This window comes from Pirellulales bacterium, from assembly GCA_036499395.1.
In the GTDB taxonomy this organism is placed as follows: Bacteria; Planctomycetota; Planctomycetia; order Pirellulales; family JACPPG01; genus JACPPG01.
Genome location: DASYDW010000062.1, coordinates 116,842 through 142,599, shown reverse-complemented (window position 1 = coordinate 142,599; position 25,758 = coordinate 116,842). Strand labels below are relative to the sequence as shown.

Annotated in this window: 21 protein-coding genes; 13 read left to right on the top strand and 8 right to left on the bottom strand. The window is 61.3% G+C overall.

Annotated features, from left to right (window positions below; translation table 11 throughout):
• Positions 1-180 precede the first annotated feature (180 nt).
• Together VGN12_09375 and VGN12_09370 are read left to right on the top strand one after the other, a co-directional pair.
• On the top strand, positions 181-594 hold the full coding sequence (locus tag VGN12_09375; GenBank protein HEY4309646.1) for a hypothetical protein: 414 nt from the start codon (positions 181-183) through the stop codon (positions 592-594).
• A gap of 272 nt (positions 595-866) precedes the next feature.
• The gene (locus VGN12_09370) at positions 867-1,814 is read left to right on the top strand and encodes a hypothetical protein (GenBank protein HEY4309645.1); all 948 of its coding nucleotides are present in this window, start codon (positions 867-869) and stop codon (positions 1,812-1,814) included.
• A 68-nt stretch (positions 1,815-1,882) separates the two neighbouring features.
• Here VGN12_09370 and VGN12_09365 read toward each other — a convergent pair whose 3' ends face one another.
• Positions 1,883-3,412, bottom strand: a complete 1,530-nt coding sequence (locus VGN12_09365) for a hypothetical protein (protein ID HEY4309644.1) — start codon at positions 3,410-3,412, stop codon at positions 1,883-1,885.
• Positions 3,413-3,655: 243 nt separating this feature from the next.
• Positions 3,656-3,985 (bottom strand): thioredoxin, encoded by a 330-nt coding sequence (gene trxA / locus VGN12_09360; GenBank protein HEY4309643.1) that lies wholly within the window; start codon positions 3,983-3,985, stop codon positions 3,656-3,658.
• A 211-nt stretch (positions 3,986-4,196) separates the two neighbouring features.
• On the opposite strand from trxA, the gene VGN12_09355 reads away from it, so the two are divergent.
• From VGN12_09355 to zwf, 3 genes are all read left to right on the top strand, one after another.
• Positions 4,197-5,201 carry a YhdH/YhfP family quinone oxidoreductase gene (locus VGN12_09355; protein HEY4309642.1) on the top strand — a complete coding sequence of 335 codons (1,005 nt, stop codon included), beginning with the start codon at positions 4,197-4,199 and terminating at the stop codon, positions 5,199-5,201.
• Positions 5,202-5,260: 59 nt separating this feature from the next.
• On the top strand, positions 5,261-5,671 hold the full coding sequence (locus VGN12_09350) for an archease (protein HEY4309641.1): 411 nt from the start codon (positions 5,261-5,263) through the stop codon (positions 5,669-5,671).
• A 186-nt stretch (positions 5,672-5,857) separates the two neighbouring features.
• A complete protein-coding gene (zwf, locus tag VGN12_09345; protein HEY4309640.1) occupies positions 5,858-7,255 on the top strand; it encodes a glucose-6-phosphate dehydrogenase in 1,398 nt (465 codons plus the stop codon).
• A 9-nt stretch (positions 7,256-7,264) separates the two neighbouring features.
• Here zwf and VGN12_09340 read toward each other — a convergent pair whose 3' ends face one another.
• Complete coding sequence (locus VGN12_09340) at positions 7,265-8,086, bottom strand: hypothetical protein (GenBank protein HEY4309639.1); 822 nt, start codon at positions 8,084-8,086, stop codon at positions 7,265-7,267.
• A 224-nt stretch (positions 8,087-8,310) separates the two neighbouring features.
• Between VGN12_09340 and VGN12_09335 the strand changes: the two genes are divergently transcribed.
• From VGN12_09335 to purQ, 3 genes are read left to right on the top strand one after another with little or no spacing between them, the layout of a single operon-like run.
• Positions 8,311-9,189 (top strand): prephenate dehydrogenase/arogenate dehydrogenase family protein, encoded by an 879-nt coding sequence (locus VGN12_09335; GenBank protein ID HEY4309638.1) that lies wholly within the window; start codon positions 8,311-8,313, stop codon positions 9,187-9,189.
• Entirely contained in the window at positions 9,173-12,112 is a 2,940-nt protein-coding gene (purL, locus tag VGN12_09330) for a phosphoribosylformylglycinamidine synthase subunit PurL (GenBank protein HEY4309637.1), read from the top strand. The genes VGN12_09335 and purL overlap by 17 nt, the downstream gene beginning before the upstream one ends.
• 7 nt (positions 12,113-12,119) lie before the next feature.
• Positions 12,120-12,905, top strand: a complete 786-nt coding sequence (gene purQ / locus VGN12_09325; protein ID HEY4309636.1) for a phosphoribosylformylglycinamidine synthase I — start codon at positions 12,120-12,122, stop codon at positions 12,903-12,905.
• A 424-nt stretch (positions 12,906-13,329) separates the two neighbouring features.
• On the opposite strand, the gene VGN12_09320 is transcribed toward purQ, so the two are convergent.
• Positions 13,330-14,064: a SpoVG family protein gene (locus tag VGN12_09320; protein ID HEY4309635.1), complete on the bottom strand. Its 735-nt coding sequence runs from the start codon at positions 14,062-14,064 to the stop codon at positions 13,330-13,332.
• 27 nt (positions 14,065-14,091) lie between these two features.
• On the bottom strand, positions 14,092-14,997 hold the full coding sequence (gene ispE / locus VGN12_09315) for a 4-(cytidine 5'-diphospho)-2-C-methyl-D-erythritol kinase (GenBank protein ID HEY4309634.1): 906 nt from the start codon (positions 14,995-14,997) through the stop codon (positions 14,092-14,094).
• 338 nt (positions 14,998-15,335) lie between these two features.
• Here ispE and VGN12_09310 point away from each other — a divergent pair, with 338 nt between their 5' ends.
• Positions 15,336-15,815: a putative molybdenum carrier protein gene (locus tag VGN12_09310; protein HEY4309633.1), complete on the top strand. Its 480-nt coding sequence runs from the start codon at positions 15,336-15,338 to the stop codon at positions 15,813-15,815.
• 100 nt (positions 15,816-15,915) lie between these two features.
• Here VGN12_09310 and rsmG read toward each other — a convergent pair whose 3' ends face one another.
• A complete protein-coding gene (rsmG, locus tag VGN12_09305) occupies positions 15,916-16,581 on the bottom strand; it encodes a 16S rRNA (guanine(527)-N(7))-methyltransferase RsmG (GenBank protein HEY4309632.1) in 666 nt (221 codons plus the stop codon).
• 280 nt (positions 16,582-16,861) lie between these two features.
• Here rsmG and VGN12_09300 point away from each other — a divergent pair, with 280 nt between their 5' ends.
• The 3 genes from VGN12_09300 (at position 16,862) to VGN12_09290 (ending at position 20,368) form a co-directional block, all read left to right on the top strand.
• The gene (locus VGN12_09300; protein ID HEY4309631.1) at positions 16,862-17,251 is read left to right on the top strand and encodes a sigma factor; all 390 of its coding nucleotides are present in this window, start codon (positions 16,862-16,864) and stop codon (positions 17,249-17,251) included.
• Between the two features lie 133 nt (positions 17,252-17,384).
• Entirely contained in the window at positions 17,385-18,749 is a 1,365-nt protein-coding gene (locus VGN12_09295) for a hypothetical protein (protein ID HEY4309630.1), read from the top strand.
• Positions 18,750-18,901: 152 nt separating this feature from the next.
• Complete coding sequence (locus tag VGN12_09290; GenBank protein ID HEY4309629.1) at positions 18,902-20,368, top strand: thioredoxin family protein; 1,467 nt, start codon at positions 18,902-18,904, stop codon at positions 20,366-20,368.
• 146 nt (positions 20,369-20,514) lie between these two features.
• On the opposite strand, the gene VGN12_09285 is transcribed toward VGN12_09290, so the two are convergent.
• A complete protein-coding gene (locus tag VGN12_09285) occupies positions 20,515-20,811 on the bottom strand; it encodes a hypothetical protein (GenBank protein ID HEY4309628.1) in 297 nt (98 codons plus the stop codon).
• A 660-nt stretch (positions 20,812-21,471) separates the two neighbouring features.
• On the opposite strand from VGN12_09285, the gene VGN12_09280 reads away from it, so the two are divergent.
• Complete coding sequence (locus VGN12_09280; GenBank protein HEY4309627.1) at positions 21,472-21,996, top strand: adenine phosphoribosyltransferase; 525 nt, start codon at positions 21,472-21,474, stop codon at positions 21,994-21,996.
• 167 nt (positions 21,997-22,163) lie between these two features.
• On the opposite strand, the gene VGN12_09275 is transcribed toward VGN12_09280, so the two are convergent.
• Positions 22,164-25,580, bottom strand: a complete 3,417-nt coding sequence (locus VGN12_09275) for a BamA/TamA family outer membrane protein (GenBank protein ID HEY4309626.1) — start codon at positions 25,578-25,580, stop codon at positions 22,164-22,166.
• Positions 25,581-25,758: the final 178 nt, after the last annotated feature.

Below are 25,758 nucleotides of genomic sequence, written 5' to 3'. Positions count from 1 at the left end.
CCACAGCGCGTCGGGGATGTGGTGAAACTTTGACGTCGATTGATCGCCCACAGGCACCTCCGTGCAAATCGAGAATGGTCTCCTCAACCTGCACTACGGATGCTTGCAGCCAAACGGTTCGGTACTCGGATAGGCTCTTAGGCAAACATAGTGCCGACCAAACCAAGGACTGCGGTACGCATGCGCAACCGCCACTGGTTTCGTTTCTTACTTGCGACGACGTTTATCGTATCAATAACGATAGCGCTGTTCGCTGTATTGCTAGTCAGCGAGTGGTACACCGTTCGCGATCGCGGCCCCATGCTCAAGCGCATCGCGGAGCATGGCGAAATTGAATTGCCTCCTGATTGGGAGGGCAACATGCATTATCGACCGAACTGTGAATGGACGGAAATTCAAGAAGGAACAAAGCGGCTACCTGTTTTTTGGGGTCATCTCGGCGCGGAGCCAATTGAAAGCATCTACGTGGATAGTGACGCGTTCTCGCAGGCCGAAATTTCCACGATGTGCAATCTGTTTCCCGAGGCAAGCATTACCGCTTGGCACGACCTTCCAACCCCCGAGGCAGGCAATATTCGACTACGCCGCCCTTAAGTCGGCGGTCGTGACCGGCGAATGCCGGAAGAATGCCAATTTATGGCCGGGCGCCGCCGCGCGGCTCTTGACATCGCCGTATCGACCCAAAATGGCCCGCCGCGGCGACGTTTTCGCCCGGGATAGGGCGTATTTTGCTTGGCTTTTGGGGCCTGGGGGATTAGTCTCAATAAGTTGAAGGCCCACGGGCTGGCCCGGCGACGTCCGAGGCCGGCCCCCAGGTGACGTCGTCCTCCGGAACGGAACGAGAATTAGTCGAGAAGGGTGTTGTCATGTCCGCCACTACGAAGTTCGCTTCCCGCTGCGTGCGTGCGACCGCTTTTTTGGTCCTGGCGATGTCGATCGCCGTGGCCTGCACGAATGCATCGGTCGCCGCCGAGAAGACGAAGGCCGGCTTTGGCAAGTTCAACCCCGATGATCCCTCGGTCGACATGTTCGACGCGATGAAGGCCGACCAGATCGACGTGAAGTTCATTCCGAAGGATTCCACGCAAGCCAACGTGGTGATCACGAATAAGACCAAGAATCCTCTCAACGTGAAACTGCCGGCCGCGTTTGCCGCGGCGCCCGTGCTCGCACAAATGGGCGGTGGTGGCTTGGGTGGTGGTGGCGCACGCCCGGGCGGTGCAGGCGGTCAGATGATGGGGGGCGGCATGGGCGGAGGAATGGGAGGCGGCATGGGTGGTGGTATGGGCGGCGGCATGATGGGGGGCGGCATGATGAACGTGCCGGCCGAGAAGGTTGGCAAATTCAAAGTCCCCTGCGTCTGTCTCGAACATGGCAAGGCTGAGCCGCGCCCGGCGATCCCCTATCGCGTGATGCCAATTCAAGACGCCAAAGCAAAGGCGGGCGTACGTGAGCTATGTGCGCTGTTGGGAAACGGCAAGATTGACCAGCGCGCCGCTCAAGCCGCGGCCTGGAATTTGAACAATGGCATGAGTTGGGACACGCTGGCCGCGAAGCGTATCGAGAATGCTGTTGGCCCGAGCGATCCGTACTTCACCGAAGACCAGTTGCGCTCAGCCATGTCGATCGCCACGGAATCGACGAAGCTGGCTGCCGAGGCGCCGGCCGAACCCTCCAAGAGCCCTGGCGAGACCGCCACTAGTGAAGGAGGCTTTGCCGAAGACAAGCAAGCCAGCCTGCCGTCGGATAGCGACACCGCTGACAAGGTTGCCGCGGATAAGGGAACGACGCGCCGGAAGACGCGAGCCCGCTAGAGCGCACATCTCTCCCTTCGCTTTTATTCTTACTTCGCGCGCGGAGAGGGCGAACCTCGGACGGCGGATCAGGCCGAGGCACGGTTGATCTGGTTCTCGTCGCGCAATCGCTTCATCGCCTGGCGTAACTGCTGCTCGAAGGCCAGCCGGTGCCGATCCCATTCCTCGCGCTGGTTGCGATGAACGCGCTCGAGCTGGCGAAGTTCTTCTTCCCGCTCGGCTAGCACCGCGGACTGGCGGTCGAATTCCGCCTGACGGCGTTCGACCCAGCCTGACATTTCGTCACGCTGTGCGGCGAGCTTCTTGGCTTGCAAATCGACCTCCGCGCTCATCCGCGCGAGCGAGTCCTTCTCGTCAGCTACTCGCCCGACGGCCAGCCGCCAATGATCGGCCAACCGTGCGCGAGTTTCGGCGAGCGACCGTCCCACATCGGCCGAGGCCGCGACGCCGGCCAAGAGAACCAGCGTCTCCTCGGCCACGAGCCGTGATTCCAGCGCGGACTGGTGCAGTTCGCTGAGTTCGGCGCGCATGCGCTCCAAGGTCACTTGCCGTTCGTCCAGTTGCAGTCGCTGGCGTCGCAGACCTTCGCGTTGCTCGGCAACTTCGGCAGACGCCTGCCGCTCGTGCTCGACCTGGCGGCGCCGCTCGGTACGCGCATCTTGCGCCAACTGCTCACGCTCGGCGTCGAGGTCGCTGCGAATGGCGAGCAGTTCGGCCTCGGCGAGCGTTTGCAATTGCTCGGCCTGCGTGAGTTGCTCCTCGCGCGCGGCGAGACGTTCGGAAAGTTCGGCACTCGCCCTGGCCATGCGAATCTGTTCGGGGCTGGGGCGGCGGGCGATCTCGGCTAGTTCGGCCCGACGTCGCTCGACGGTCACGGCCTCGTGCTCGATGGCCACGCGACGCTTCTCTAAAGCAACAAGCGCCTGGCGCGCGACGTCGGCGCTGGTCGCGCGCTGCTGTTCGGTTTGCTGCCGACTTCTCACCAGAAAATCGTGCTCGCGCTGGCGACGTTCTTCGAAATCATGCTGCGCGGCCCGCTGAGCCGTGGCCTGACATTCCAGACGCTCGCGCTTGCGTTCCAATTCCTGGCGGTCGCGGACCAGCTCGTTTTCTCGCCGTTTCAGGTCGGTTTCAAACTCGCGACGGGCCGCGTCCAGATACGACTCGGCCGCCGACACACGCGACGTGGCGTCAGCGGCTTCTCGTTCGCGCGCCGCGAGCTGCTCCTCGCGCTCGGCCAACTCATGATGTCGGGCCGAAAGCCAGACCTCGGCCGCGCGGCGTTGAATTTCGAGTTCCGCGGCGTGGGCATGCTGCTGCGATTCGCGTCGATCGAGGTCCTGTTGACGCTGGTGCAACAGTTGCGCAAGCTGCCGCCCTTGCGTGCGCATCTGCGACAGCAATTCCAGGGCAGGAGCGCTCGGGACGACCACTTCTGTCGGCGGAGTGTCGGCGGCAACGGGCGCCGTTTGGTCAGCGGGGGCTGCCGAGCCCGATCCCAGCACGTGCGCAGCATCGATACGCGCTCCGGCAGGCATGGCCGCGAGAGCGTTTTTCGGCTCCGGAGTGGTCGCGCGAGTCTGGATCGATTCTGACATGCGGCCGCCGAGATTGGGGGCCTAAAGGCGCGGCACGGTCAATGCATGCACCGCGCCGGCAGCGAGAGTTCGCCACCTTCAGATGATCGGCCGGATGCGATGTCGATATCCAGCCGAATCAGTGGCGTTCGCGCCCCGATTGCGTGCCTAGCACTGCCAGCAAAAAAACAGCGCCGGTCCACCGCGTGTTGTTTCCGCGGCGAACCGGCGCTCTATTTCACTTTTTGCGATAGCGTCGCGTGATCAGCCGCGTGCTTCTTCGAGCGCTGCTTGCAAACGGCTCTTCGGCTGCACGCCGACGAAACGATCAACCACTTCTCCCCCTTTGAAAATGATCAAAGTGGGGATGCTGCTGACGCCATACTGCGTAGCGGCGCTGGGGCTGTCGTCGATGTTGATTTTGCCGATCTTGACCGATCCCTTGTATTCCGTTGCCAATTCCTCGACCAACGGAGCGATCATGCGGCAAGGGCCGCACCAGGGAGCCCAAAAATCGACAAGCACCGGATCGGAGCTATCGATGACTTCGTTCTGAAAATTCGCGTCGTTGAATTCCGTGACATTGCCGGCCATGATTTTTTCTCCGTAGATCGTCACGCGGCCTAGATGCCGCCGTCAAATGTTTCTGGATCCGTTCCGCGAGGAAATTATAGGGCCCCCTGGGGGGGTGTCAACGAAACCCCGGCTGTAACCGGGCTGTCAGTTTGCATCGACGCGTAACAGCTTCTACCTTGAGCGGTGGACACATCGCTTCGACACATCTTATCGCTCTGCGGAGATCACCATGACGCCCGATCGGTTCCGTTGCTATTTCGTCACCAAGGACGAGGCAGGCAAAGCCCATGCCACGGTGACGCACAAAGCCATTGATGAGCTCCCCCCGGGCGACGTACTGATTCGCGTGGCCTATTCGTCGTTGAATTTCAAGGATGGGCTGTCCGCCGCGGGCCGGCCAGGCGTGACCCGAAAATACCCACATATTCCCGGCATCGACGCGGCCGGTTCGGTGGTCGACAGCCGGTCCCCCGAGTTTCGCGCAGGGGACGAGGTGCTCGTCACCGGATACGACCTGGGGCAAAACACCTGGGGCGGCTTCTCTGAGTACGTGCGCGTGCCGGCCGGCTGGGTCGTACCCCTCCCTGCCGGACTGACGCTGCGCGAGAGCATGATCTACGGCACCGCCGGCTTTACAGCCGCGCAAAGTGTGGCGGCGATTGTCCATCATGGCATCGAGCCGGGAAAAGGTCCGATCGTCGTTACGGGCAGCAGTGGCGGCGTCGGCATCATCTCGGTGGCGCTGTTGGCCAAGATGGGTTACCACGTCGTCGCCTCGAGCGGTAAGCCGGCCAGCCACGACCTGCTGAAAATGGCGGGCGCCGCCGAAATCATTTCACGCGAGGAATTGCACGACACGAGCGACAAGCCGCTGTTGCCCACGCGCTGGGCCGGCGCGGTTGACACGGTCGGCGGAGATACGCTGTCGACCGTCGTACGCTCGCTCGATCGGGCCGGCTGCGTCGCTGCATGTGGACTAGTCGGCGGAACGGCTCTCAAGCTGACCGTGTTGCCATTTATATTACGAGGCGTCAACTTGGTCGGTATCGATTCGGCCGAGTGTCCGATGGCAACGCGCCGTCGGCTGTGGCAACATCTGGCGACGGATTGGAAGCCGGCCTGCCTGCCGCGCTTGGCCAGCGAAATCGGCTTCGGCGAATTAGGTGCGAAGGTCGAGCAGATCCTGGCCGGCCAGGTCGCCGGGCGCGTCCTGGTGAAGCCGACTGGCAATTGATTCTGCCGCGGTAACCAGTCGCGGAGCGAAATGTCAGCCCTCCGAGCGGCGACAGGAAAATGTACGAGGTATTCGAACATACCGCCGATCTCGGTTTGCGCGTGATCGCGGCGGACCTCGAAACACTGTTCGCCGACGCCGCGCGAGGGTTGATGTCGATCGTAGTGGCGAACCTTGACGACGTTCGGCCCGTGCGCGAGAGGCCGTTCGAGGTGGCCGGCGCGCAAACCGATTTCTTGCTGTTCGATTGGCTGAGCGAGCTGTTGTACGTCTTCGAGACCGAACGGCTGCTGCTCGCCGATTTCACCGTGCGGCTGACCAGCGATGGGCTGACCGCCACGGCGCGCGGCGAACAACTCGACCCGGCCCGTCACGTGCTGGCGCACGAAGTGAAGGCCGTCACCTATCATGCCTTAAACGTCGAGCAAACCGACGCGGGCTGGCAGGCGGAAGTAATTGTCGATATTTAAGAGTCGCATTCGCGCGTCGACGAGGGGGAACGTCGAGGACTCGTTCGACCGACGCTCTACCCACTATCGACCAGAGACGTTAGGGTGAGGGTGAAATACCAACGAGCGATTGCCAAATACTCAATGCGCCCGCCACGGCAACCGAGCGAAATCTGGAAACCGGTATTCAAGTAACGGAGGACTCTGATGCCCGCGCAACGTTCCGACGCCTTGGTCTTCTTTGGCGCCACCGGTGACCTGGCGTACAAGAAAATCTTTCCCTCACTGCAGGCGATGACCCAGCACAATGTATTGGACATGCCAGTGATTGGCGTGGCCAAGGCGGGCTGGACGGTCGATCAACTACGCGAGCGGGCCCGCGCGAGCCTCAAAGAGCACGCTGGCGGCGTCGACGAAGCGGCGTTCGCCAAGCTCTCTGAGCGTTTGAAATACGTCGACGGCGACTATAATGATCCGGCCACGTATCAAAAGCTGAAAGAGCATCTCGGCAGCGCTAAACGGCCGCTGCACTACCTGGCCATCCCGCCCAGCCTGTTCGAGCGCGTCGCCGAAGGGCTGGCCACGGCCAGCTGCACCGACCATGCCCGGGTGGTGGTCGAGAAGCCGTTTGGGCGCGATCTGGCCTCGGCGCAAGATTTGAATCGCATCCTGCACAAGTACTTCGCCGAGTCGAGCATCTTTCGCATCGATCATTACCTGGGCAAGGAACCAGTGCTGAACCTGGTTTACTTCCGCTTTGCGAACCCCATCCTCGAGCCGATCTGGAACCGGCATTACCTGGACGGCGTGCAGATCACGATGGCCGAAAGCTTTGGCGTGCAGGGGCGCGGCAAATTCTACGAAGAGGCCGGCGCCATCCGCGACGTGATGCAAAATCACATGCTGCAGTTGCTGGCCGAGATCGCCATGGAGCCGCCGGGCGCCCGCGACGCCGAAGCAATCCGCGACGAAAAATTCAAAGTCCTGCGCGCCGTGAAAACGCTCGAACCGGACGACGTGGTGCGCGGCCAGTTCCGCGGCTATCGCAACGAAGCCGGCGTGGCGAAGGACTCGACCGTTGAAACCTTCGCGGCCTGCCGATTCTCGATCAACAACTGGCGCTGGGCAGGGGTCCCGTTCTACATTCGCGTGGGCAAATGCATGCCGGTCACGTCGACCGAGGTGCGTGTGATCCTGAAGAAGATGCCGCAGACCGTGCTCAGCGACGCGGAATCGTCGTGGTCGAACTATCTGCGATTCCGTTTGAATCCCGAAGTCGTGCTGGCCCTGTCGACGCGCGCCAAAGTCCCCGGCGAACAGATGCGCGGCGAAGAGGTCGAGTTGCACGCGCTGCATCAAAGTCCCGAGGATCGCGAGCCATACGAACGCCTGCTCGGCGACGCACTGAATGGCGACCAGACGCTGTTTGCGCGCGAAGACTCGGTCGAGGCTGCCTGGCGGATCGTCGACCCGATCCTGAACAACGTCACGCCGCTACACGTTTACGAGCCGAACACCTGGGGCCCGCCCGATGCCAACGAGGCGCTGATCGACGGCCACGGCCCTTGGTACAACCCGGCGGCCTGCGAAGCGAAGCCGACGTAAGGCGCGCAGCTAATAAGGCGCCTTAATCGCCTCGAATGTCATATCGTTGAAGTCGTAGAGCACCTCGGTTGCGCCCAGACCTTGGTCGTCAATCCTGCCGGCGAGTAGCTTTCCTCCGCTCGCCCAAACCAAGCGCATTTCGTCAACGTCAGCCCATTCCCAGTCGGGATGCGCCTCGCAACGGCCGCTCACGAAATGCACCAATTCGTGCTCGTCCCAGTTGATTCGCTTCCCTTGCGGGCGATCGATTTGAACGTGAGATATCTTGCGCAGCGTCCAGCCGCGTCGCAGGGGCCGTTCGAAGATGAATGACTGATCCGATTTTGCGTTCTTGAAATCCTCAATGCACGTCCAGCCATCGCGGATGAGACGCCCAAAGTAATTACCGTGGCCGCCGCAAGCTGTCGCTGGATCGAAGTCTTGATCGCGCGACACCAATGTCGTTCGGATCAACGGGTTCTCGCTTTGGTCACTGTTCAGCCAGTACGTGCGGTCGCTGGTAAATAATCCACCGCCGGCCCAATACGCGTTCGTACGGTACAACGCAATCGCCTTCAGGTAAGGAACCTGCGAGATCGCCGTCCAGCTTCCCCCTGTTTCTGATTTCCATCGCCCATTTAGCGCGAAGTAGATGAAATACTTTCCGTCAGGCGATAAGTCGCTGAGATCCTCGTAAATGCTTCCCTTCAGCCATTGCCCCAGCGAGAAAATGTCACTCGTCCGATCCCACGCGAGCGTGCAAACCTGACGCGAAGGACCGCGGCGCAACACAAGTCCCACGCGGGCCTGTCGCGCGAGGAGCACATGAATCCTGGGGGCGATATATTGCATTCGGCTCAATCGAGTTTGGGACCTACGGCTTAGTTTAACCGAGGCTGATCATCAGAGAGCCGCGATTGGCGCTACTGGGTTCGCGCATCCCGAAGCCATTGTTTTCGGCCCAAATTTTGGCCGTTTTCGCCCCCCGTCACAAAGCCGCGCGATTTGCTACAATGCCGGCTCTTCGTGCCGGTTTAACCCGCATTCCGTTCCCCGCAGAGTGTTCGGACGCCGCGATGACTCATTCCGCGAATGCCACCGCCGGTAAACACCCGCAGTGGGATACCGTGGCCATCGTCGGCGTGGGATTGATCGGTGGATCGATCGGGCTGGACCTGTTGCGACTCGGGCTGGCCCGCCACGTGGTCGGAATCGGTCGCCGCGAGGAAAGCCTGCATGTCGCCCGGCAAATGGGGGCCTGCACCTCGACCACGATCGACCTGCCGCAAGGGCTGGCCGATGCCCAATTGGTCATAGTCTGTACGCCCATCGGACGCGTCGTGCAGGATGTCGTCGCCGCGGCCAGCTTCGCCAAGATTGGCGCGCTGATCACGGACGTCGGCAGCACCAAGGGAGCGATCGTCGGCGAGTTGGATCGAGAACTACCGCACGAGGCGCATTTCGTCGGCAGCCATCCCTTGGCCGGCGGCGAAAAAGCGGGACCCGGCGCCGCCGTGGCAGGCTTGTTCGTAAAACGCAACGTCGTGGTCACGCCCGGCACCATGACACGGCCCGAAGACGTACAAACGATCACGACCCTGTGGCAGGCTCTGGGAGCCAAGGTGTTAACGATGTCTCCTGCCGAACATGACAAGCTAGTGGCCGGTGCCAGCCACGTGCCACACCTGGTGGCCGCGGCGCTTGTGTCGGGCACGCCGCGCGAAAGCCTGTCGCTCGTGGCTGGTGGCTGGATCGATACCACGCGGATTGCCGCCGGCGATCCCGAATTGTGGCGCGATATATTACTTTCGAATCGGGCCAATGTGTTGGCAACGCTCGACGGTGTCGACGCGGCACTGGCGAAATTTCGGCAGGCGCTGGCCACCGACGACGGCCCGGCCCTGGTTGCATTACTTCAAGACGCGAAACGGACGCGCGATGCTGTGGGAAGTTGACATCTATCCGGCCGCCGGTCAAACCGACCGCGCGGCTGCGCGCTTGGCCGCCGAAGCTGCCGAGTTGGAACTAACCGCTGCGCTCGACTCGACGGTCGCGCACGGCTACCTGATTGAAGGCCGGCTCGATCGCGCGCAAGTCGAACGCATCGCCCGCGAACTGCTCAGCGATTCGATCGTCGAACGGACGGTGATCGCGCAAGTCGGCGACGCGGCGCTCGTCACGGCTCCGCCCGGAGCTGCGGCCGGCCAGGTGGTACATGTGCTGCCAAAGCCCGGCGTGATGGATCCGGTCGCCCAAAGTGCAAAAACTGCGATCGCGGATCTGGGGATCGATGCCACGGCTGTCCGCACACTGCGCAAGTTCTGGCTGCGTGGGCTGCCGGGGGAGCGGCTCGAACGCCTCTGCTCGAAGCTATTGGCAAACGACGCCATCGAGCAGGTCATCATCGGACCACTCGGTTTCGAGCGGTTGGAATTCGGCGCGCCGTACAACTTCGAATTGCGCACGACGAAGATCATCGATCTCGACGATCCGGCGCTGATGCGCCTCTCGCGCGAGGGGCAGTTGTATCTCAGCCTGGACGAGATGCAAACGATCAAGGCTTATTTCCGCTCGCTCGGCCGCGAGCCAACCGACGTCGAGCTTGAGACGGTCGCACAAACCTGGAGCGAGCATTGCAGCCACAAGACGCTCGCCGGTCGTGTCCGCTACCGCGACGAGCGGGGCGAGCGCAGCTTCCAGAACATGCTCAAGGAGACGATCTTCGCCGCCACGGTCGAAATTCGTCGACAGCTCGGCGCGGACGACTGGTGCGTCAGCGTCTTTCGCGATAACGCGGGCGTGGTTCGTTTTCTCGACGATCAGCACCTGGTGTTCAAGGTCGAGACGCACAATCATCCTTCGGCCCTCGAACCCTACGGCGGCGCCAACACCGGCCTCGGCGGTGTGATTCGCGATCCATTGGGAACTGGCCTAGGCGCCAAGCCGATTTGCAACACCGACATTTTCTGCTTCGCTCCGCCCGATACCTCGGCCGACGCCGTCCCGGCCGGCGCGCTCCATCCCAAGCGCGTGCTGAAGGGGGTTGTCTCTGGCGTGCGCGATTACGGCAACCGGATGGGCATTCCCACCGTCAACGGCGCCGTGTTCTTCGATCCGCGCTACCTGGGCAACCCGCTGGTGTACTGCGGCAACGTTGGACTGCTGCCGGTCGATAAAGTCGAAAAGGATGCCAAGCCCGGTGACCATATCGTGGCCGTCGGCGGTCGCACCGGTCGCGATGGCATTCATGGCGCGACATTCAGCTCGGCCGAGTTGACTAGCGAAAGCGAATCGATCTCGGGCGGAGCCGTGCAAATCGGCAACGCCATCACCGAAAAGATGCTGCTTGACGTAATCTTGGCCGCCCGCGACCGTGGGCTGTACTCGGCCATCACCGATTGCGGCGCCGGCGGTTTCTCGAGCGCCGTGGGTGAAATGGGAGCCGAAATCGGCGCCGAAGTGTGGCTCGATCGCGCCCCGGTGAAGTACGAAGGGCTGTCGTACTGCGAGATTTGGATTTCGGAAGCGCAAGAGCGCATGGTCCTGGCCGTGCCCCCCGAGAATTGGGAAGCTTTTTCAAAGCTGTGCGCAGCCGAAGATGTCGAGGCCACGATTATCGGCCGCTTCGTGCCGACCGGCCGCCTGAAGCTGCTCTATCACGATCGGCCGGTAGCCGACCTGGCGATGGAGTTCTTGCACGACGGCCGCCCCCCGGTCGTGCGCGAGGCGACGTACACAGCGCCCGCCGAAACAGCGCTCGCCACGCCGGATCGATCGAATCAGAACTACACGCAGGACTTATTAAAAATCCTTGGCTCGTGGAATGTCGCGAGCAAGGAATGGATCATTCGCCAGTACGACCACGAGGTGCAGGGGGCCAGTGTCGTGAAGCCGCTCGTCGGAGCAGCCAACGACGGGCCCAGCGACGCCGCCGTACTGCGACCGGTCCTCACCTCGCGGCGGGGGATTGTCGTCTCATGCGGCATGAATCCCCGCTATGCCGATTTCGATACGTATCACATGGCCGCCAGCGCCATCGACGAGGCATTGCGAAATTGCGTGGCCGTCGGCGCCGATCCACGACGAATCGCGATCCTTGACAATTTTTGCTGGGGCGATTGCCAAAAGCCCGAGACCTTGGGCTCGCTCGTTCGCGCGGCGCTTGCCTGTCACGACCTGGCGATTGCCTTCGGCACGCCATTCATCAGTGGCAAGGACAGCCTGAACAACGAATTCCGCCACGCCACCGCCGACGGCGGCACTCAATCGATCGCCATCCCATCGTCGCTCTTGATCAGTGCCCTCGGGCAAATCGATGACGTGTCGCACGCCGTGACGATGGACCTGAAGGAAGCCGGCAACGTCCTGTACCAGGTCGGCCTGACCAAAGACGAACTCGGTGGATCGCACTTCTCGCTCGTCACGAATGCCGCGGGCGGTCACGTTCCGCGCGTCGACGCCACCGAGGCACGCCAGACATTCCTGGCGCTACACCAGGCGATCAGTGCGGGATTGGTTCGCGCCTGTCACGACCTGAGCGAAGGTGGCCTGGCCACGGCCGCGGCCGAAATGGTTTTCGCCGGCGAATTAGGGGCCAGAATCTCGCTCAATCAGGTCCCGCACGATCAAGGCGCGACCCCGACCGACGTGACGCTCTTGTTCAGCGAATCGAACAGCCGATTCCTGTGCGAAGTTCGCCCCGATGCGCTCGCTCGCTTCGAAGCCGCGCTGGCCGGCGTGCCGCACGCCCGCATTGGCGAAGTCACGAGCACCGGCAAGCTCGAGATCACAGGTCTGTCGACAACGGGCAACGCCCAGGTGATCGCAGCCGATTGGAAGACATTGAAAGACGCATGGCAGCAACCGTTCCGCTGGTGATTGTTCTATGGCTCAACCTCGTGCCTTGATTTTGCGTGCCCCCGGCACCAACTGCGACGTCGAAACGGCGCACGCTTTCGAGCGCGCAGGCGCCGCGCCGAAGACGCTACATGTGAATCGTTCGCTGGAGAATCCGCGGGTACTGGACGAGTTCCAAATCCTCTGCATCCCCGGAGGATTTAGCTACGGCGACGACGTCGCGGCCGGACGCATCTTCGGCAATCAAATCCGTCATCACCTGGGCGAGCAACTGCACGCTTTCCGCGAACAAGGAAAGCTCGTCCTGGGAATCTGCAACGGATTCCAGGTCTTGCTGCGGTCGGGCATCTTGTTCGACGATCTCGGCACCGCCGAAGCCCCCCCCGCCACGCTCGACTGGAACGATTCAGGCAAGTTCGAAGATCGCTGGGTGCGATTGCAAGTTGCCAGCGGACCATGCGTGTTCTTCCAAGGCATCACGTCCATGTATCTGCCCGTCGCACATGCCGAAGGAAAGTTTGTCCTGCGCGACCAACAGGTATTGAAGAAGCTTGAATCGCGCGGCCAGATCGTGCTGCGCTACGCGACGAAAAACGCGCCACACGTCGCTACCGAGAGTTATCCGGAAAACCCGAATGGGTCGACGGTCGGCATCGCGGGCGTCTGCGATGCCACGGGCCGTGTCTGTGGCTTTATGCCGCATCCCGAGCGGCACATCGATCGCACGCAGCACCCGCGCTGGACACGCGGCGAAGGCTCCGACGAAGGAGACGGCTTGCGCGTCTTCCGCAACGCCGTGGAATATTTCCGCTAAACGCGGTGTTCGTCGATCGAAATTCATCCGCAGATTTCACAGATGATTGCCTCGAGCGCCCGGAGGCCATGATCACGCACCGTGCAAGGCATTCCGTTAACACGTTTGACGTCGTAGCACGGAGCACGCCGCAGGTGTGCAACAAGCAAGCCCAGGGCAACGCCCTGGGTGGGTGGGTTTTTATTTCCTGCGGACGAAAGCCCTGTAGGGGCGAAACAATCCGTAGCGTGTCTTTTCTACTGTCGATTGTCGCGCCCTTACAGGGCTTTTCCGAAACTTTCGTACCGCCCCCAGGGCGATGCCCTGGGCTAATTTATGTGACGCCTGCAGCGTCCCAATGGCTACGAATCCCCAGAATGCCTGACGGCCAGTGTGGCCATGACACCCGAGTTTGCATGGCATACGAGTTCGCAAACAATCGATTTTAAAAAATCCCCGCGCCGAAGCCGTCGCGATTCTGCTCATCGACGACCGGGCGGTTGACGTGCTGCTGTGAAGGTGCCTTATGCGGCGCGCGTGGTTCGTGGACCGCCGGCTCGACTTTGGCCTGTTCGGCCCGTGCCGGCTCTGCGCGGACCTGCTCTACGCGCACATGCTCTGTGCGGACTGGTTCCACGCGGACAGGTTCTTTGCGAGCCTGTTCGATCTTGGTGTGTTCGACCTGCTTCGGGCGGGTGTGCGGCTCGTGCCGTGGCTCGCGCGGATGGAACGTGTTGTTCCGCGCCGGTGGACGAGAGTACTCCTCGTCGAAGTCGTCATAGCTCGAAACATAGCCCGGAAGCTGGGCCTGCCGCAGCTCTTCTTGGTACGACCGGATGACTTTTTCCTGGATCATCTCGCGGCAGCGCGAATTGATCGGGTGAGCGATATCGGCGTACAGCTTTGCCCGGCCGTCCTCGTCTTTGATCGCGCGATCTTCTTTCAGCCGCAGGCCGCATTGGTTGCAGTATTGCGCACGCAGGTGGTTCTTGTAACCACATTGCGGGCAATGCGACGTCAGCTTGCGGCTGGGCATCGCCACGAAGGGACCGTTCGTTCCCTCGATGATCTTCAAGTCGCGGATCACGAAGCAATCGTCCAACGTGATCGAACAAAAGGCGTGCAGTCGCTCGCCAGCCACTTCATCCATGAGCTTGATGCGAACTTCAGTGATTTCCACGTCTGTTCTCCTTAACCTCTTCCTTGGTCAGTTCGGCCCGGCGACCGCAAATACCTGCGCGAACCCGCGGCTCCGCAGGGCGGCCGCCAACCGCCGGGCGTGTCTTGCATGGCGGCAGATGCCGAAATAGGCGCTGCCGCTCCCTGTCATTTGATGCCCCAAAAAGTCGAGCTTGTTGAACTCTTCGCGCAGCCGCGCGATCCACGGCGAGATGCCGTCCGCGGCCGCCTCGAGTCGGTTGTGAATCAGTTGCCCCACCGCGGCCGCGCGTCCGGCGCGCCAGGCATCGATCAGCGGTTGCGCCGTATGGGGCTGCGCTGCCGGACGACATTGCCGATAGACCTCGGCTGTCGAAAGTCCGGCTGGCGGCTGGACAATCACAAAATGCAGCGGAGCCAGATCCCGCTGCGGTGTTACATGTTCGCCGCGTCCGGTGCAGACAGCCGGTCGGCCGGAGAGGAAGAATGGTACGTCGCTCCCCAATTCGGCCGCGACCTCGGCCAGGCGCTCGACCGGCCAGTTCAAATTCCAGGCAACATTGCCGGCGATCAAAGCCGCCGCCGCATCACTCGAACCGCCGGCCAGGCCAGCTTCCATTGGCACGCGCTTGACCAGTTGCATGGTCGCGCCGGCGGCGATGCCGGCTGCCTCGCGCAGGCGTCGCGCGGCGCGCACGGCCAAATTATTGTCCCCCAGTTGGGCGGGCGGGCGAGTACTACCTTGCGCCGTGCGCGGGTAGTGCCAGTGACAGTCGCAACTTATTGCGCTGTCCGAGCCCGACTGAAAGGCTAGGGTGTCACACAGACTGACCGGGACCATGAGCGTTTCAATCTCATGGAAACCGTCAGTGCGCTTGCCCAAGACCTCCAAAAAAAGATTGAGCTTCGCCGGTGCAAAGACCGTGACCACCGGCGAAGTCCGGTGAACGTGCATCCTACGCGTTCCCGACCTTGACGGAGCGATTTGTCCCGACGCACAAGTATCAACGAATCCTGATGATGGCGAGTGGGCGCGCGGGTGCCCCAGTTTCGAGCGGGGATTCTACCGGCTTCTCACCAGATGGTCAATTGTAATGTTGCGCGAATCCGCGGCCCGATAGCGCGATCACTTTTCCTCTCAGCAGCCAATAGCGCATTTGCGCAGTAGCTGATTAAGCAAACCAGCCTGCTAGCATCGCGATGCCGAAAATCGACAATCCTGGCAAGGTAGTATTTCCATCAATGGCATTTACGCTTTCCAGCGAGCGTTCCTGACAAACGTAGTTCCTCTTCATGTCTCTATCGGTCATTAAGCTCGTCTCCGGCGGACAATCGGGGGCCGATCGCGCCGCACTCGACGTAGCCATCGACCTAAGCATCGCCCATGGTGGCTGGGTACCCCAGGGTCGCTGGGCCGAAGATGGCGTGCTCGCAGCCTGCTATCAGATGCGTGAAACCGATTCGCCGCAGGTCCCCCTCCGCACCGAGTGGAATGTCCGTGACACCGACGCCACGCTGATCTTCTCTCACGGCGAACCGACCGGTGGAACGGCGTTAACGGCTCGATTGGCCGCGAGTTACCAGAAGCCGGCTTTGTACGTCGACCTGGCGACGAGTGACGAAACGGTTGCGGCCCGCTCGATCACTGCCTGGCTCACCGAGATTCGTCCGGCAATCCTGAATGTCGCCGGACCACGAGCCTCGAACGACCCGTTGATTTACGACGCGGTTTCCAGAATCCTGCGCCGCGTCTTCGAACGCGAGCAGGGCTAACAAACCCGACGGCAGTTCAAAATCGACGCGACCGGAAGTGTGCCATGCTTATCCGTCTGCGACGGATAAGCATGCCCGTTCGTTACGTCGTCGACCTCGGTCAGGTCCCGCGCGGCCGAACCTCGAGCAGCACGCTCTCCGAGTGCGTGCCCGGCAAAGGCCAAGACGCCAGCTTGCGCAGTTGCAGGCCGTTGAGCGCACCCGCCTCGCGAGCTGCAAGCCGCTCGTCGACCCAGGCCGGGCCTTTGATGACCAGCAGCCGCTCGAAGGAACCCCAGAACGGCGCGAACCAGGTGAGCAGCTTCACCAGCGGTGCGACGGCCCGTACCAACAGCGCCTGAAACTTCGCTCGCGCAAGCAACTCTTCGGCCCGACCGTGGTGGACAACGGTTGGTAACGCAAGCACCTGAACTATCTCTTCGACCGCCCGCGCCTTCTTACCGATCGATTCGGAAAGTGTCACATGCACGTCCGGCCGAATGATCGCCAGCACGATGCCCGGCACACCACCACCGGTGCCGACGTCGAGGACGCGATCGCCGGCTTGCAGCAGCTTCGAAAACTCGAGCGTATCGACGAGATCGCGCGCGACGAACTTTTCGTAGTCGGTATGCCGCGTCAGGTTCAGCTTTTCGTTCCAATCCCACACCAGTCGGCAATACCGATCGACTTGCGCCGCTTGTTCGGCAGGCAACTCCAGGGAATGGCGCGCGAGCGCCGCGGCGAGAGTGTCGTTCGGAAACGTGGAAGAGGGTTCGTCAGTCATTCGGGGCGTCTGGTGGTCTCGGGTCGGTGGATCGAAAATCAGGGGTCAGCGGCTCCGGCCCGGGTGTCAGCGGTTTGGCCCCAGAGGACCTACTATGGTGCCTTGTAACCCCGACGTCCACCAGGGGGGCGTGCGTGCCGGTCTTTTCCTGCTGGCGGTTCAATGACGCGCCGATGTTCTCATTTTTCGAGAATTTTTCCGTGGGCTGTAACGACGCGACGAATCGAGCGACTATTAAGAACAGACAGTGGAAGCCAAAAGTGATACGGCAAGTCGGTTCATGAATGACCTGGAAACGATTATTCGAGTCCATTCGGACGCGGTGTGGGGCACCGCGTACCGATTGCTCGACAATCGAGACGACGCCCTGGAATGCTATCAAGAGACATTCCTGGCGGCGCTGGGGTTATCGCGCACCGGCGAAGTGCGACACTGGCGAGCGCTCCTGCTGCGAATCGCCACATGCAAGGCGGTTGACCGTTTACGGGACCGTTATCGAAGGGACGAAATCTCGGCGGGGCATCTCCACCTGGCAACACTGCCGGCCACAAACGATCCGCCCGCAGTTCGTGTCGAAACCACCGAGTTGATCGAGCAAGTGCGACGCGCGCTAGCTCAACTGCCACCTCAACAAGCCGAAGATTCTGGCTCCGGCACGTTGAGCAATTAAGCGTGGCCGAAGTCGCGGAAGAATTGCAGATCAATACAGCGCATTTGCGAGTACTCGTCCATCGCGCCGCGATCGGCCTGCGAGGCCTGCTAAGCGCCACCTATGGACCGTCGCCTATTTCGGAGCAGTCACCATGAGCGCCGACAAATCGCCGGACCTGGACACGTTTGCTCAACATATTGTCGACGCGTTCGCTGATGTGCGCGTGCCTGCCGCGCCTTCGGCCGAGGAAACACTCGACCGAGTCATCCATGCGTCGAAGATCGCGGACGAAGGCATGCCACATCGACGATTCACTCCGATCACCCCTCGCCAGGTCGGCCTCAGCCGACATCAAAGGGTCGCGCTAGGTGGCATCGGCCTGTCGTCAGCGGCCGCGATACTGATACTCTTCCTCACTGTGAATTCGGGCCGCAATCTATCGGCCATGGAACGCATGACGCGCGAATTGCGCGCCGTCCAATCGTACTGCTATCGAATTTCCTCGACGGCAGAGTTCGTGGACGAAAAAACCAAACATCCGGTCGCAATCCTCGAATCGGGGCGGATTTATTGGCAAGCACCAAGCGCTTTCCGCGATGAACGAACGATCGTCAGGGTCGACAAGGCGCCTGCGGACGGTGTGCGGACGGAGGAAGTACTCGAGGACTTCGTCGATGTCTCGCCAGCGGAAAAGCCCGGCATTCTTCTCGACCGCAAGCGCAAGACATTCGTACATACGCCTGAATTGCGATTGTCGGCCACTGGTTCGGTGACCTATCCCATGGATGTGCTGCGGCTAATTCGCGAAAAGTCCGGCACCGTGACACGCGACCTGGGATCGAAAACGGTTCAAGGACGCGCGGCACGTGGGTATATCATCGCGCTCGACGGAGCACGGGATGGAGCGCCGATCGAACCTCAGGAAGTATGGGTTGACGCTGAAACGGATCTCCCCCTGGAATTCGGTCATGAAACTCGGAATGAGGAAATGACATCGGTCGTTCGCTTTACCGATTTCCGCTGGAACGTCGATCTCGATCCGCGGCTCTTCGATGCAACGCCGCCGGCGGACTGCACGGACGTGACGCCTCCCACCGGCGAGGACGCGCCACGTCAAATTGCTGATGCGTTGAAGCTCTATGCAACGCTTTGCAACCGGTATCCACAAGTCGATTCGCGTGTCGAGACGTTTGACGTGGCGGCGATCCGCGACGAGATGCTGCGAGCGGCAGGCTTCACAGGTCCTGCGAATCCCGCCTGGAAACAGCAGCAGAAATATCGCGAAATCGAAGACGCTAATATTGCACTGAAGGAAGTCTCGCGCGTGCTGCGCAATCGCTACCATGCCGGTTACGACGGCCTGCACGTCGGCAAAGCAAACTCAGAGAAAGTCTTGCTGTGGTGGCGACAGGCCGAAACCGACGGCCTGCGCGTGTTTTTCGGCGATCTTCGGACACAGGTAATCAGCAACGCCGAGGGGAAAAAGTACGGCCTGGACAACTGGTTGGAGCGATAGATGGATTCGGTTGCCTGGCGGTCCGAGCTCGTGACTGGACTGGCGCTCATGCCTAGAGGAAAATCGCCTTGGGTGACAATTGGTCGCGATTCCTGTCGCCCATGCAAAGCGTTAGCTCTGGTCGCTGCCCACATTTTTATTTGGAGCGATTAATGCGACTTCATCTTCGCGGGATGCTGCTCATCGCCACGATCGTCTGGTCTGCGACCGCCTCGGCCGACCCCGCCGGGTTGCGGTGGGTGAGAAACCTCGACGACGCCAAGGGACTGGCCACAGCGGAGCACAAGGATTTGCTTGTCGTTTTTACGGGCCTGGAATGGTGTGGCGCTTGCATCGACCTCGATCGAGAGGTTCTCAGCCGGCCGGAGTTCGCCGCGACCGAAAAGCATTTCGTGCTCGTCGATATTGACTTGCCGAGCAATCGCGAGGAACTGGGCGAACTGCTTCACAAGTACAAATCGTGGATGAAGCAATTTTTCATTCACGGCTTTCCGACGATCATGCTTGCCGACGCGACGGCCCGGCCTTATGCCTACTTCACCGGCTATGACGACGAGACCGACTTCACGACATTCATTAAGCGGCTCGACAACGCGCGACAATCACGCGAATCTCGTGACGTGCATCTGGCGGCCGCGGGCAGCGTGACGGGCGGAGAGCGTGCCAAGGAATTAAACGCCGCGATCGCTTGTATCGCCGACCGCATGGAAACACTTGACGATCGCGAGGACGATGACCCAATTCTGGTTTTCTACCAGGACGAAATTACCGAAATCCGTAATTTGGATGCCGACGGCGTGCTCGGCCTGCGCGAGCTTTACGACGCGCGCGTCGAGGCACGCGACGAGCATCGCGGCGGCCGCACGGACCTCGCGGAGTTGGATCAGTTCAACACGAAGGAAGACTGCCCGGCGGCAATCGCGTACATCGATAAGGCCCTACTGGAAACGACCGACCCCCTCAGGCGTTACCGTCTGGAAGAACGGCGCTATGGTTATCTGGACTGGGACGAACAGTACGAAGCGGCGCTGGAAAGCATTCATCGGCAGCAAGAGAATCCGAGCTGTCCCCAGGAAGATCGTAATCGCTTGTTTCGCAATGAAGCCATCGACCTTTCGCGATTGAAGCGTCTCGACGCGGCGATCGCCGTTTACGATCGACAGATTGCCGCGGCCAAGAGCCCTGCCGACAAGAGCTACTTTCTCGGCTGGAAGATGAACATGTTGCTGGGAGAAGGCCGGCACGAGGAAACAATTGCGACTTGTCGCACCGCGCTAGCCGTGGCAAAGCCGAACACGAAGAAATTCGCGGACGCGGCAGGCTTCCTGGCCTGGGAGCTAAACGATGCCGGCCGGATCGCCGAAGCCATCGAGGCCTATCGCCAGGAAAACGATTATTGGTGTCAATACGGAGAGTCTTATTGCCTGACGGCGATCGCAAAACTTCAACACAAAAGCGGCGACGACGCTGGCGCGCTGCGAACTCTCACCGAGGCCGAAGCACTGATTCCGCGATCCGCCGACCGGCCGGCAAAGCAAAAGAGCATCGATCGCATGCGCGCTGACTTGGAGAAGGCGCGAGAACTGATCAGCGACGAAAGCGTAATTCGCGAAAAATAGCATGCTTATTCCGCCGTGGGCGGAAAAAACATGGCACCGGTGCAGCCAAGAGAAACGTCGACCCGAATTAGCAGGGCATCACTTGACTCACGGTCTGATGCTCGAAGCGGGATGGCGCTCGGCGATTCGAGGCGAACGGGCCGGTATTAGAAATCCTCTTCGAATTCTTCGCCGACCTCGATTTCGCCATCCTCGCCGTCATCGTCGCCGGCGGTGTCATCGAATTCGTCGATGTCGCTCTCGAATTCTTCGTCCAGCTCTTCTTCGAAATCGTCGTCGAAGTCGTCGTCGAAATCGTCGTCGTCGATTTCCTCGTCACCGGCGTCGCCCCCTTCAGCAGGTGCTTCCTCGGGCGAATCCTCGGCCAGCAGCCAAGAGGGCTCTTCTTCTCCCAGCGACACGAAAACGGGAATCGAGGCAGGCGATGCGATGTGGCACGACATGGACAAGCTTCCGACCCCTTTTTTCGACGGGCCCTGCGGGAGAATTTTGCGGAGGGGGCGACTCGCTTCGCGGCAGGCCGGCCCCTGCGTCGCCTATCCGAACGACGACGGAACACAAAAGCCTAAACATTGATCGCGAGCAGGACAAGGGCCGTTTGTGGCCGTCGCGGATCGCCCGAACTCTCAATTTGGGGGATGGCGCCGCACTGCGCAGGAAGGTCCAAAAGCAGGCACCCTCGATCGATTCTCGCCCAGGCATTCGACCGAGCCGGCTGTTACACAAGGGCGTTCAGATAACGCAGAAAACGGTCAGCCTCGCGATGCCCGCCACGATGCCCAAGCGATATAGGCAGGGTCGCCAACGAAAGCCCGTGGCGACCCCGCCTAGACACGGGGGGTGAGAGCCAAGTCATGGGAGTTCGCCGAAGGCCCGATGGGGCGGTCGGCATCTGAAACATAGGTCGCAGTCCGACAAGGGTCAAATTTCAGGAAGCGTATTATCGCGCGGCGCATGAATGACCAGTCGATCGACGATTCGCACGACGCTGGCCAGCATCTTGGGCGAACCGTATATTGCCAGCCGGCGGAACCGACGCTGCGCTACACAACGACCAGTGCGGCGCGAACGTGCCGGTCGACATCCTCAGAGCATCTCTCGCAATGACAGCCGCGATCCAACTGAAGGAATACATTCGTTCGATCCCCGATTTTCCCAAGCCCGGGATCATGTTTCGCGATATCACGCCGCTGTTGGGCGCGGCCGAAGCGCTGCGTGAATCGATTCGCCAATTGGCCGACCATTATCGTGGTCGCCCGATCGACGTCGTGGCCGCGGCCGAGGCGCGGGGCTTCATCTTCGCCGCGCCGCTGGCTATCGAGCTGGGCGTGGGATTCGTGCCGGTTCGCAAACCTGGCAAGCTCCCTTTTACGACCCACGCTTTCCATTACGAGCTGGAATACGGCACCGATACGCTCGAGATCCATAGCGACGGAATTGCCCAAGGGCAACGCGTGCTATTGGTCGACGATCTGCTGGCCACCGGCGGCACGATCGAGGCCTGCTGCCGTTTGATCGAACAGGCTGGCGGCCACGTGGCTGGCTGCGCCTTCCTGATCGAATTGCTCGACTTACACGGCGCCGAGCGGATCAAGGAATTCGAGATCTTCAGCCTGCTCAAGTACTAATGGCCTACCGTAGGGTGCGCTGTGCGCACCAAGAATCGGCGAGAGACGCCGCAACCAGATTGCCGTTCGCGGGTAAAACCCCACCGCGAAACCGCGGCCCCATCTGCGCCCAAAAAAAAACGCTGGTGCCCGCAGGGCACCCTACAAGAGGGGCGCTTCGCTGTCGTTTACCGGTTCACGCCGATGAAGAAGCTGAACAACTGCAACTGATCGCCAGGTGCGTGATGGATCGGGACGGCGAAGTCCAGGGCGATCGGCGCCGGCCCCATCGCGGGCACCGTGACACGCAGACCCAAGCCCGGCGCGACGCGGAAGTCTTGCCACTGCAGTTCGGTGCTCGGCTCGACGGTACCGAAGTCGGTGAACGCCACGCCGCGTAGCATGTCGTCGCCGGTGATCGGGAACATGTACTCCACCGAGTTGATGAACATGAAGTGACCACCGACTTGCACTCCCTCGTCCAGCGGCGATGCACCGCGGAAATAGAAGCCGCGCAGAGTCGTGTAACCACCGGCAAAGAAGTTTTCATAAATCGGCGTATTCGAACCAGTAAAGCCCGTCTGGTTGTTGATGCTCAGCGTATGCCGGCCTGACGTATCCGGCCGTTCGTGCAACAGGAAGTGCTGCGACGCGTTGATCGTGGCGCGTGGGAACGTGTAGCTGCCAAAGGCCTGCTCCAGACCGATATCGATCCGGTGCCCCTGCGTCGCCAGGAACGAACTGTCGCGCGTATCGTGAATGACCTCCCACTTGCCCGAGAAAAACGCGTTGTTGCCCAACACCTGTTCCAATTCGGGCGGTGTCGGTACCGACGGATTCGAGATGTTGACATTCTCGCCGCGGAACGACAGCACCGTCGACAGATTCGGATCGAACAGGAATTGATAGCCCAGGCTAACGCGAGCCCCCAGGCGTTTTTCCGTCCAGTTGTTGTAGATACGGGTGAAGAACGAACCGCTCAGGCCGAAGCTGACCGGCGTATCGAATAGATACGGATTGTGGAAGTTGATCATGTACTGCTGATAGACCGTACCTGGCGATGCCTGAATACGGAACTGCTGCCCTCCGCCGCGCCATGCTGTCGCGTTGCGAATGTCTTCCCAACTAGTGGGATAGCGCCGCCAGTCGAAGTTCTGTTCGTCGAGCGTGATATTGCCGATCAAGCCGGCGTTGGAGTTCACGCCCACGCCCAACATCAAGCGGCCGGTCTGCGTTTCGTTCCCCCTGATTTGAATGGGAATGTCACGCGGCGCGTCACCGTCGAAGGGTCCGGCCCCCTGCGGGTACAGATCGCCCGGTCCGGCATATCCGCCAGGACTAGCCACGGCGCCGGCCGGCGCACCGTCCAAAAGCGGTGGCACGTTGGGCGGCATCTGACCGCTAGGCACTGCCGATGGCGGCGGATACACCGACGAGCCATACGCCGGGCCCGCACCTGGCGCGGCATAACCACCCGACGGCTGCGAATAGCCGGGCGCCTGGCCATAGGCCGGCGCGGCGTTGCCATATCCGGGCACGGCATTAGTCGGCGGTGCCGCATATTGATTCGGTGCCGCATACTGGTTCGGTGCGGCATAGCCACTGGGGGGTGGATAGTTCCCCGGAGCGGCGTACGACGGTGTGGCGGGCTGCTGCACCGCAGGTTGCGAATACTGCGGTGCATAGTTGCCTGCTGGCGGGCTGCTGGAAGGGGCATAGCCACCGGGCACTGGCTGAATGAACTGCGTCTGCGTGATTCCGCTATTGCCTGCCGAACGTATGCCTCCCACCGGCGCATCTGGAGTGATGCGCCCCAGGGGCTGCTGGCCGAACGATGAGCCAGCGTCGCTGGGGCCTTGCGCACGGACGACCTGCGCTCGATCGTCCCCTGGCAGCGGACCTGGTTTGTAGGCAAGTGTCGTTCGATGGGTAGGCGGTGCGAGTCCTTCGGGAACGAACTCGACTTCCATCGATTCCCCGTCGTGGATTTCGAGATCGTTGTCGGGATAGGCACGCAAAGGTGCCGGATCGGGGCTTTGGCCGTTGAAGCCCGTGCCGTTCATGCCAGCGCCGCCCATACCCATATTGCCGGCGCCACCGCCGCCGATACCGCCAGCGCCTTGGCCGCCCAAGCCCATCGGCGCCTGCACGCCAGGGCCGCTTCGTTTGGGATGAGGATTGCGCGCCACCGAGGTGTCGGCCTCGTCCTCTTCGTCCTCCATACCTGGCTTCGCAAACACGATCTTCGGAACCTGCCCCTGGGCGGGATTGCTGGCCAGCATCTGCGAAGCCTTCAAGCGGCGTTCACTGTCGCGCAGCTTCTTCGTGTTGGCGATATCGCCGGTCCGTAACGACAAGCGATTCAAAAGAGCCGTGCGGCGGGTGTGCGGGTTGTCTCCGCCGATCTTTACGTCGATACGCCCGACGCGATAGCGATCTCCTTCTTCGATCTTGTAGACCAGGTCCAACTGACCGGGTTGCTCCAGGAAGCGCGTCTCGGGCTGGATGTCGGCGAAGATGTATCCCACCTCGCCGTACTTATCCTGCACGCCGGTAATGTCCCTGGACAGCTTCGATTGATCGAAGAAGTCTCCGCCCTTGAGCTTCAGGTCCTTCGTCAGTTTTTCAGCCTGAAGCTTGTTGTTGCCGATCACCGAAACGTTGTTCACGACGTAGCGCGGCCCTTCTTCGATGAAGAAGGTCAGCGTCATCCAGTTTTGCTTCTCGTTGAACACGAATTCGCGGCCAACGCGGGCTCGGAAGAAGCCCAGACCGCGGTAGTAGTCGGTCAGCCGGCGGACATCCTCGTCGATGCGGGCGTAGTCGACCTCGCCTTTGAAGACCCACAAGATCGGCTTCTTCGACTGGATTTGCGTTTTCAACCGATCATCGGGCGCGACGGTATTTCCCTCGAAATCGACTTCCCAGATCTTTTGCTTCAATCCCTCGTTGACCATCATGCGGATGCCGCGGTCGCCGGGCTTGGTGCCCTCGATGATCGTTACGGAGCAGAGCGCGTACCCTTTCCCGCGCAGGTATTCTTCCAGCTTGGTCCGCGATTCCTCGACCGCATACGGATCGAGCGCGTCACCGACCTTGAGGCCCGCCTTCTTCATCAATACCTTCTCGCTCTTCGCGCTGCCGTAGATTTTCACGTAGCGGATCAGCGGGCGTTCGACGACGTGATAGATGATGATCACGCCGCCGTCGGCGCGACGCTCGTAGCGCGGCTCGACATTGATGAATTGATGCGTCTTGCTCAGACGCTTGACGTCGTCCTCGACCATCGATTTGTCGAGCGGCCGGCCAGCGCGCGTCTTGATGTGCGGCAGAATCTTGTTCGACTCGACCGCCTTATTTCCCTCGATCCGCACTTCCACAACTTCCGGAGTGGCGGAAACGGGCGGTGGCTCGGTCGGCGGAGGCGTGTACGGCACGGGTCCCGGCGGTAGCGCCGTCCCGGTCAGCGATGGTCCGCCACCGCCCGGCGCGCTTGGCCCTGCCGCGGGACTTTGACCGCGCGCCGTCGCCGGCCCGATCGCGACCGCAAGCGCGATCGCGCAGCAGCGCGACAACAAGGCAAAATCTAAGCGGCCGCCAAGCATCAAAGGCGTATTCCGTGAACGAATTGCGCGAGAAATGAAAAGCTGACGGACAAGCCAGGAACTGCGAGAGAGAGCATTGCGACCACTCGTGACCGCACTGCCCGCCGCGCAGAGAACTCCTGCTGCCCTAGATGGGTCGCGTAGAAATACCGGAAGCTGCCGCGCGCTACAAGGGAGA

Bases quoted from the DNA above. Each gene is read 5' to 3' on its own strand.
- VGN12_09375 (HEY4309646.1), top strand. From the start codon at position 181: ATGCGCAACCGCCACTGGTTTCGTTTCTTACTTGCGACGACGTTTATC.
- VGN12_09370 (HEY4309645.1), top strand. From the start codon at position 867: ATGTCCGCCACTACGAAGTTCGCTTCCCGCTGCGTGCGTGCGACCGCT.
- VGN12_09365 (HEY4309644.1), bottom strand. From the start codon at position 3,412: ATGTCAGAATCGATCCAGACTCGCGCGACCACTCCGGAGCCGAAAAAC.
- trxA (HEY4309643.1), bottom strand. From the start codon at position 3,985: ATGGCCGGCAATGTCACGGAATTCAACGACGCGAATTTTCAGAACGAA.
- VGN12_09355 (HEY4309642.1), top strand. From the start codon at position 4,197: ATGACGCCCGATCGGTTCCGTTGCTATTTCGTCACCAAGGACGAGGCA.
- VGN12_09350 (HEY4309641.1), top strand. From the start codon at position 5,261: ATGTACGAGGTATTCGAACATACCGCCGATCTCGGTTTGCGCGTGATC.
- zwf (HEY4309640.1), top strand. From the start codon at position 5,858: ATGCCCGCGCAACGTTCCGACGCCTTGGTCTTCTTTGGCGCCACCGGT.
- VGN12_09340 (HEY4309639.1), bottom strand. From the start codon at position 8,086: ATGCAATATATCGCCCCCAGGATTCATGTGCTCCTCGCGCGACAGGCC.
- VGN12_09335 (HEY4309638.1), top strand. From the start codon at position 8,311: ATGACTCATTCCGCGAATGCCACCGCCGGTAAACACCCGCAGTGGGAT.
- purL (HEY4309637.1), top strand. From the start codon at position 9,173: ATGCTGTGGGAAGTTGACATCTATCCGGCCGCCGGTCAAACCGACCGC.
- purQ (HEY4309636.1), top strand. From the start codon at position 12,120: ATGGCTCAACCTCGTGCCTTGATTTTGCGTGCCCCCGGCACCAACTGC.
- ispE (HEY4309634.1), bottom strand. From the start codon at position 14,997: ATGCACGTTCACCGGACTTCGCCGGTGGTCACGGTCTTTGCACCGGCG.
- VGN12_09310 (HEY4309633.1), top strand. From the start codon at position 15,336: ATGTCTCTATCGGTCATTAAGCTCGTCTCCGGCGGACAATCGGGGGCC.
- rsmG (HEY4309632.1), bottom strand. From the start codon at position 16,581: ATGACTGACGAACCCTCTTCCACGTTTCCGAACGACACTCTCGCCGCG.
- VGN12_09300 (HEY4309631.1), top strand. From the start codon at position 16,862: ATGAATGACCTGGAAACGATTATTCGAGTCCATTCGGACGCGGTGTGG.
- VGN12_09295 (HEY4309630.1), top strand. From the start codon at position 17,385: ATGAGCGCCGACAAATCGCCGGACCTGGACACGTTTGCTCAACATATT.
- VGN12_09290 (HEY4309629.1), top strand. From the start codon at position 18,902: ATGCGACTTCATCTTCGCGGGATGCTGCTCATCGCCACGATCGTCTGG.
- VGN12_09285 (HEY4309628.1), bottom strand. From the start codon at position 20,811: ATGTCGTGCCACATCGCATCGCCTGCCTCGATTCCCGTTTTCGTGTCG.
- VGN12_09280 (HEY4309627.1), top strand. From the start codon at position 21,472: ATGACAGCCGCGATCCAACTGAAGGAATACATTCGTTCGATCCCCGAT.
- VGN12_09275 (HEY4309626.1), bottom strand. From the start codon at position 25,580: ATGCTTGGCGGCCGCTTAGATTTTGCCTTGTTGTCGCGCTGCTGCGCG.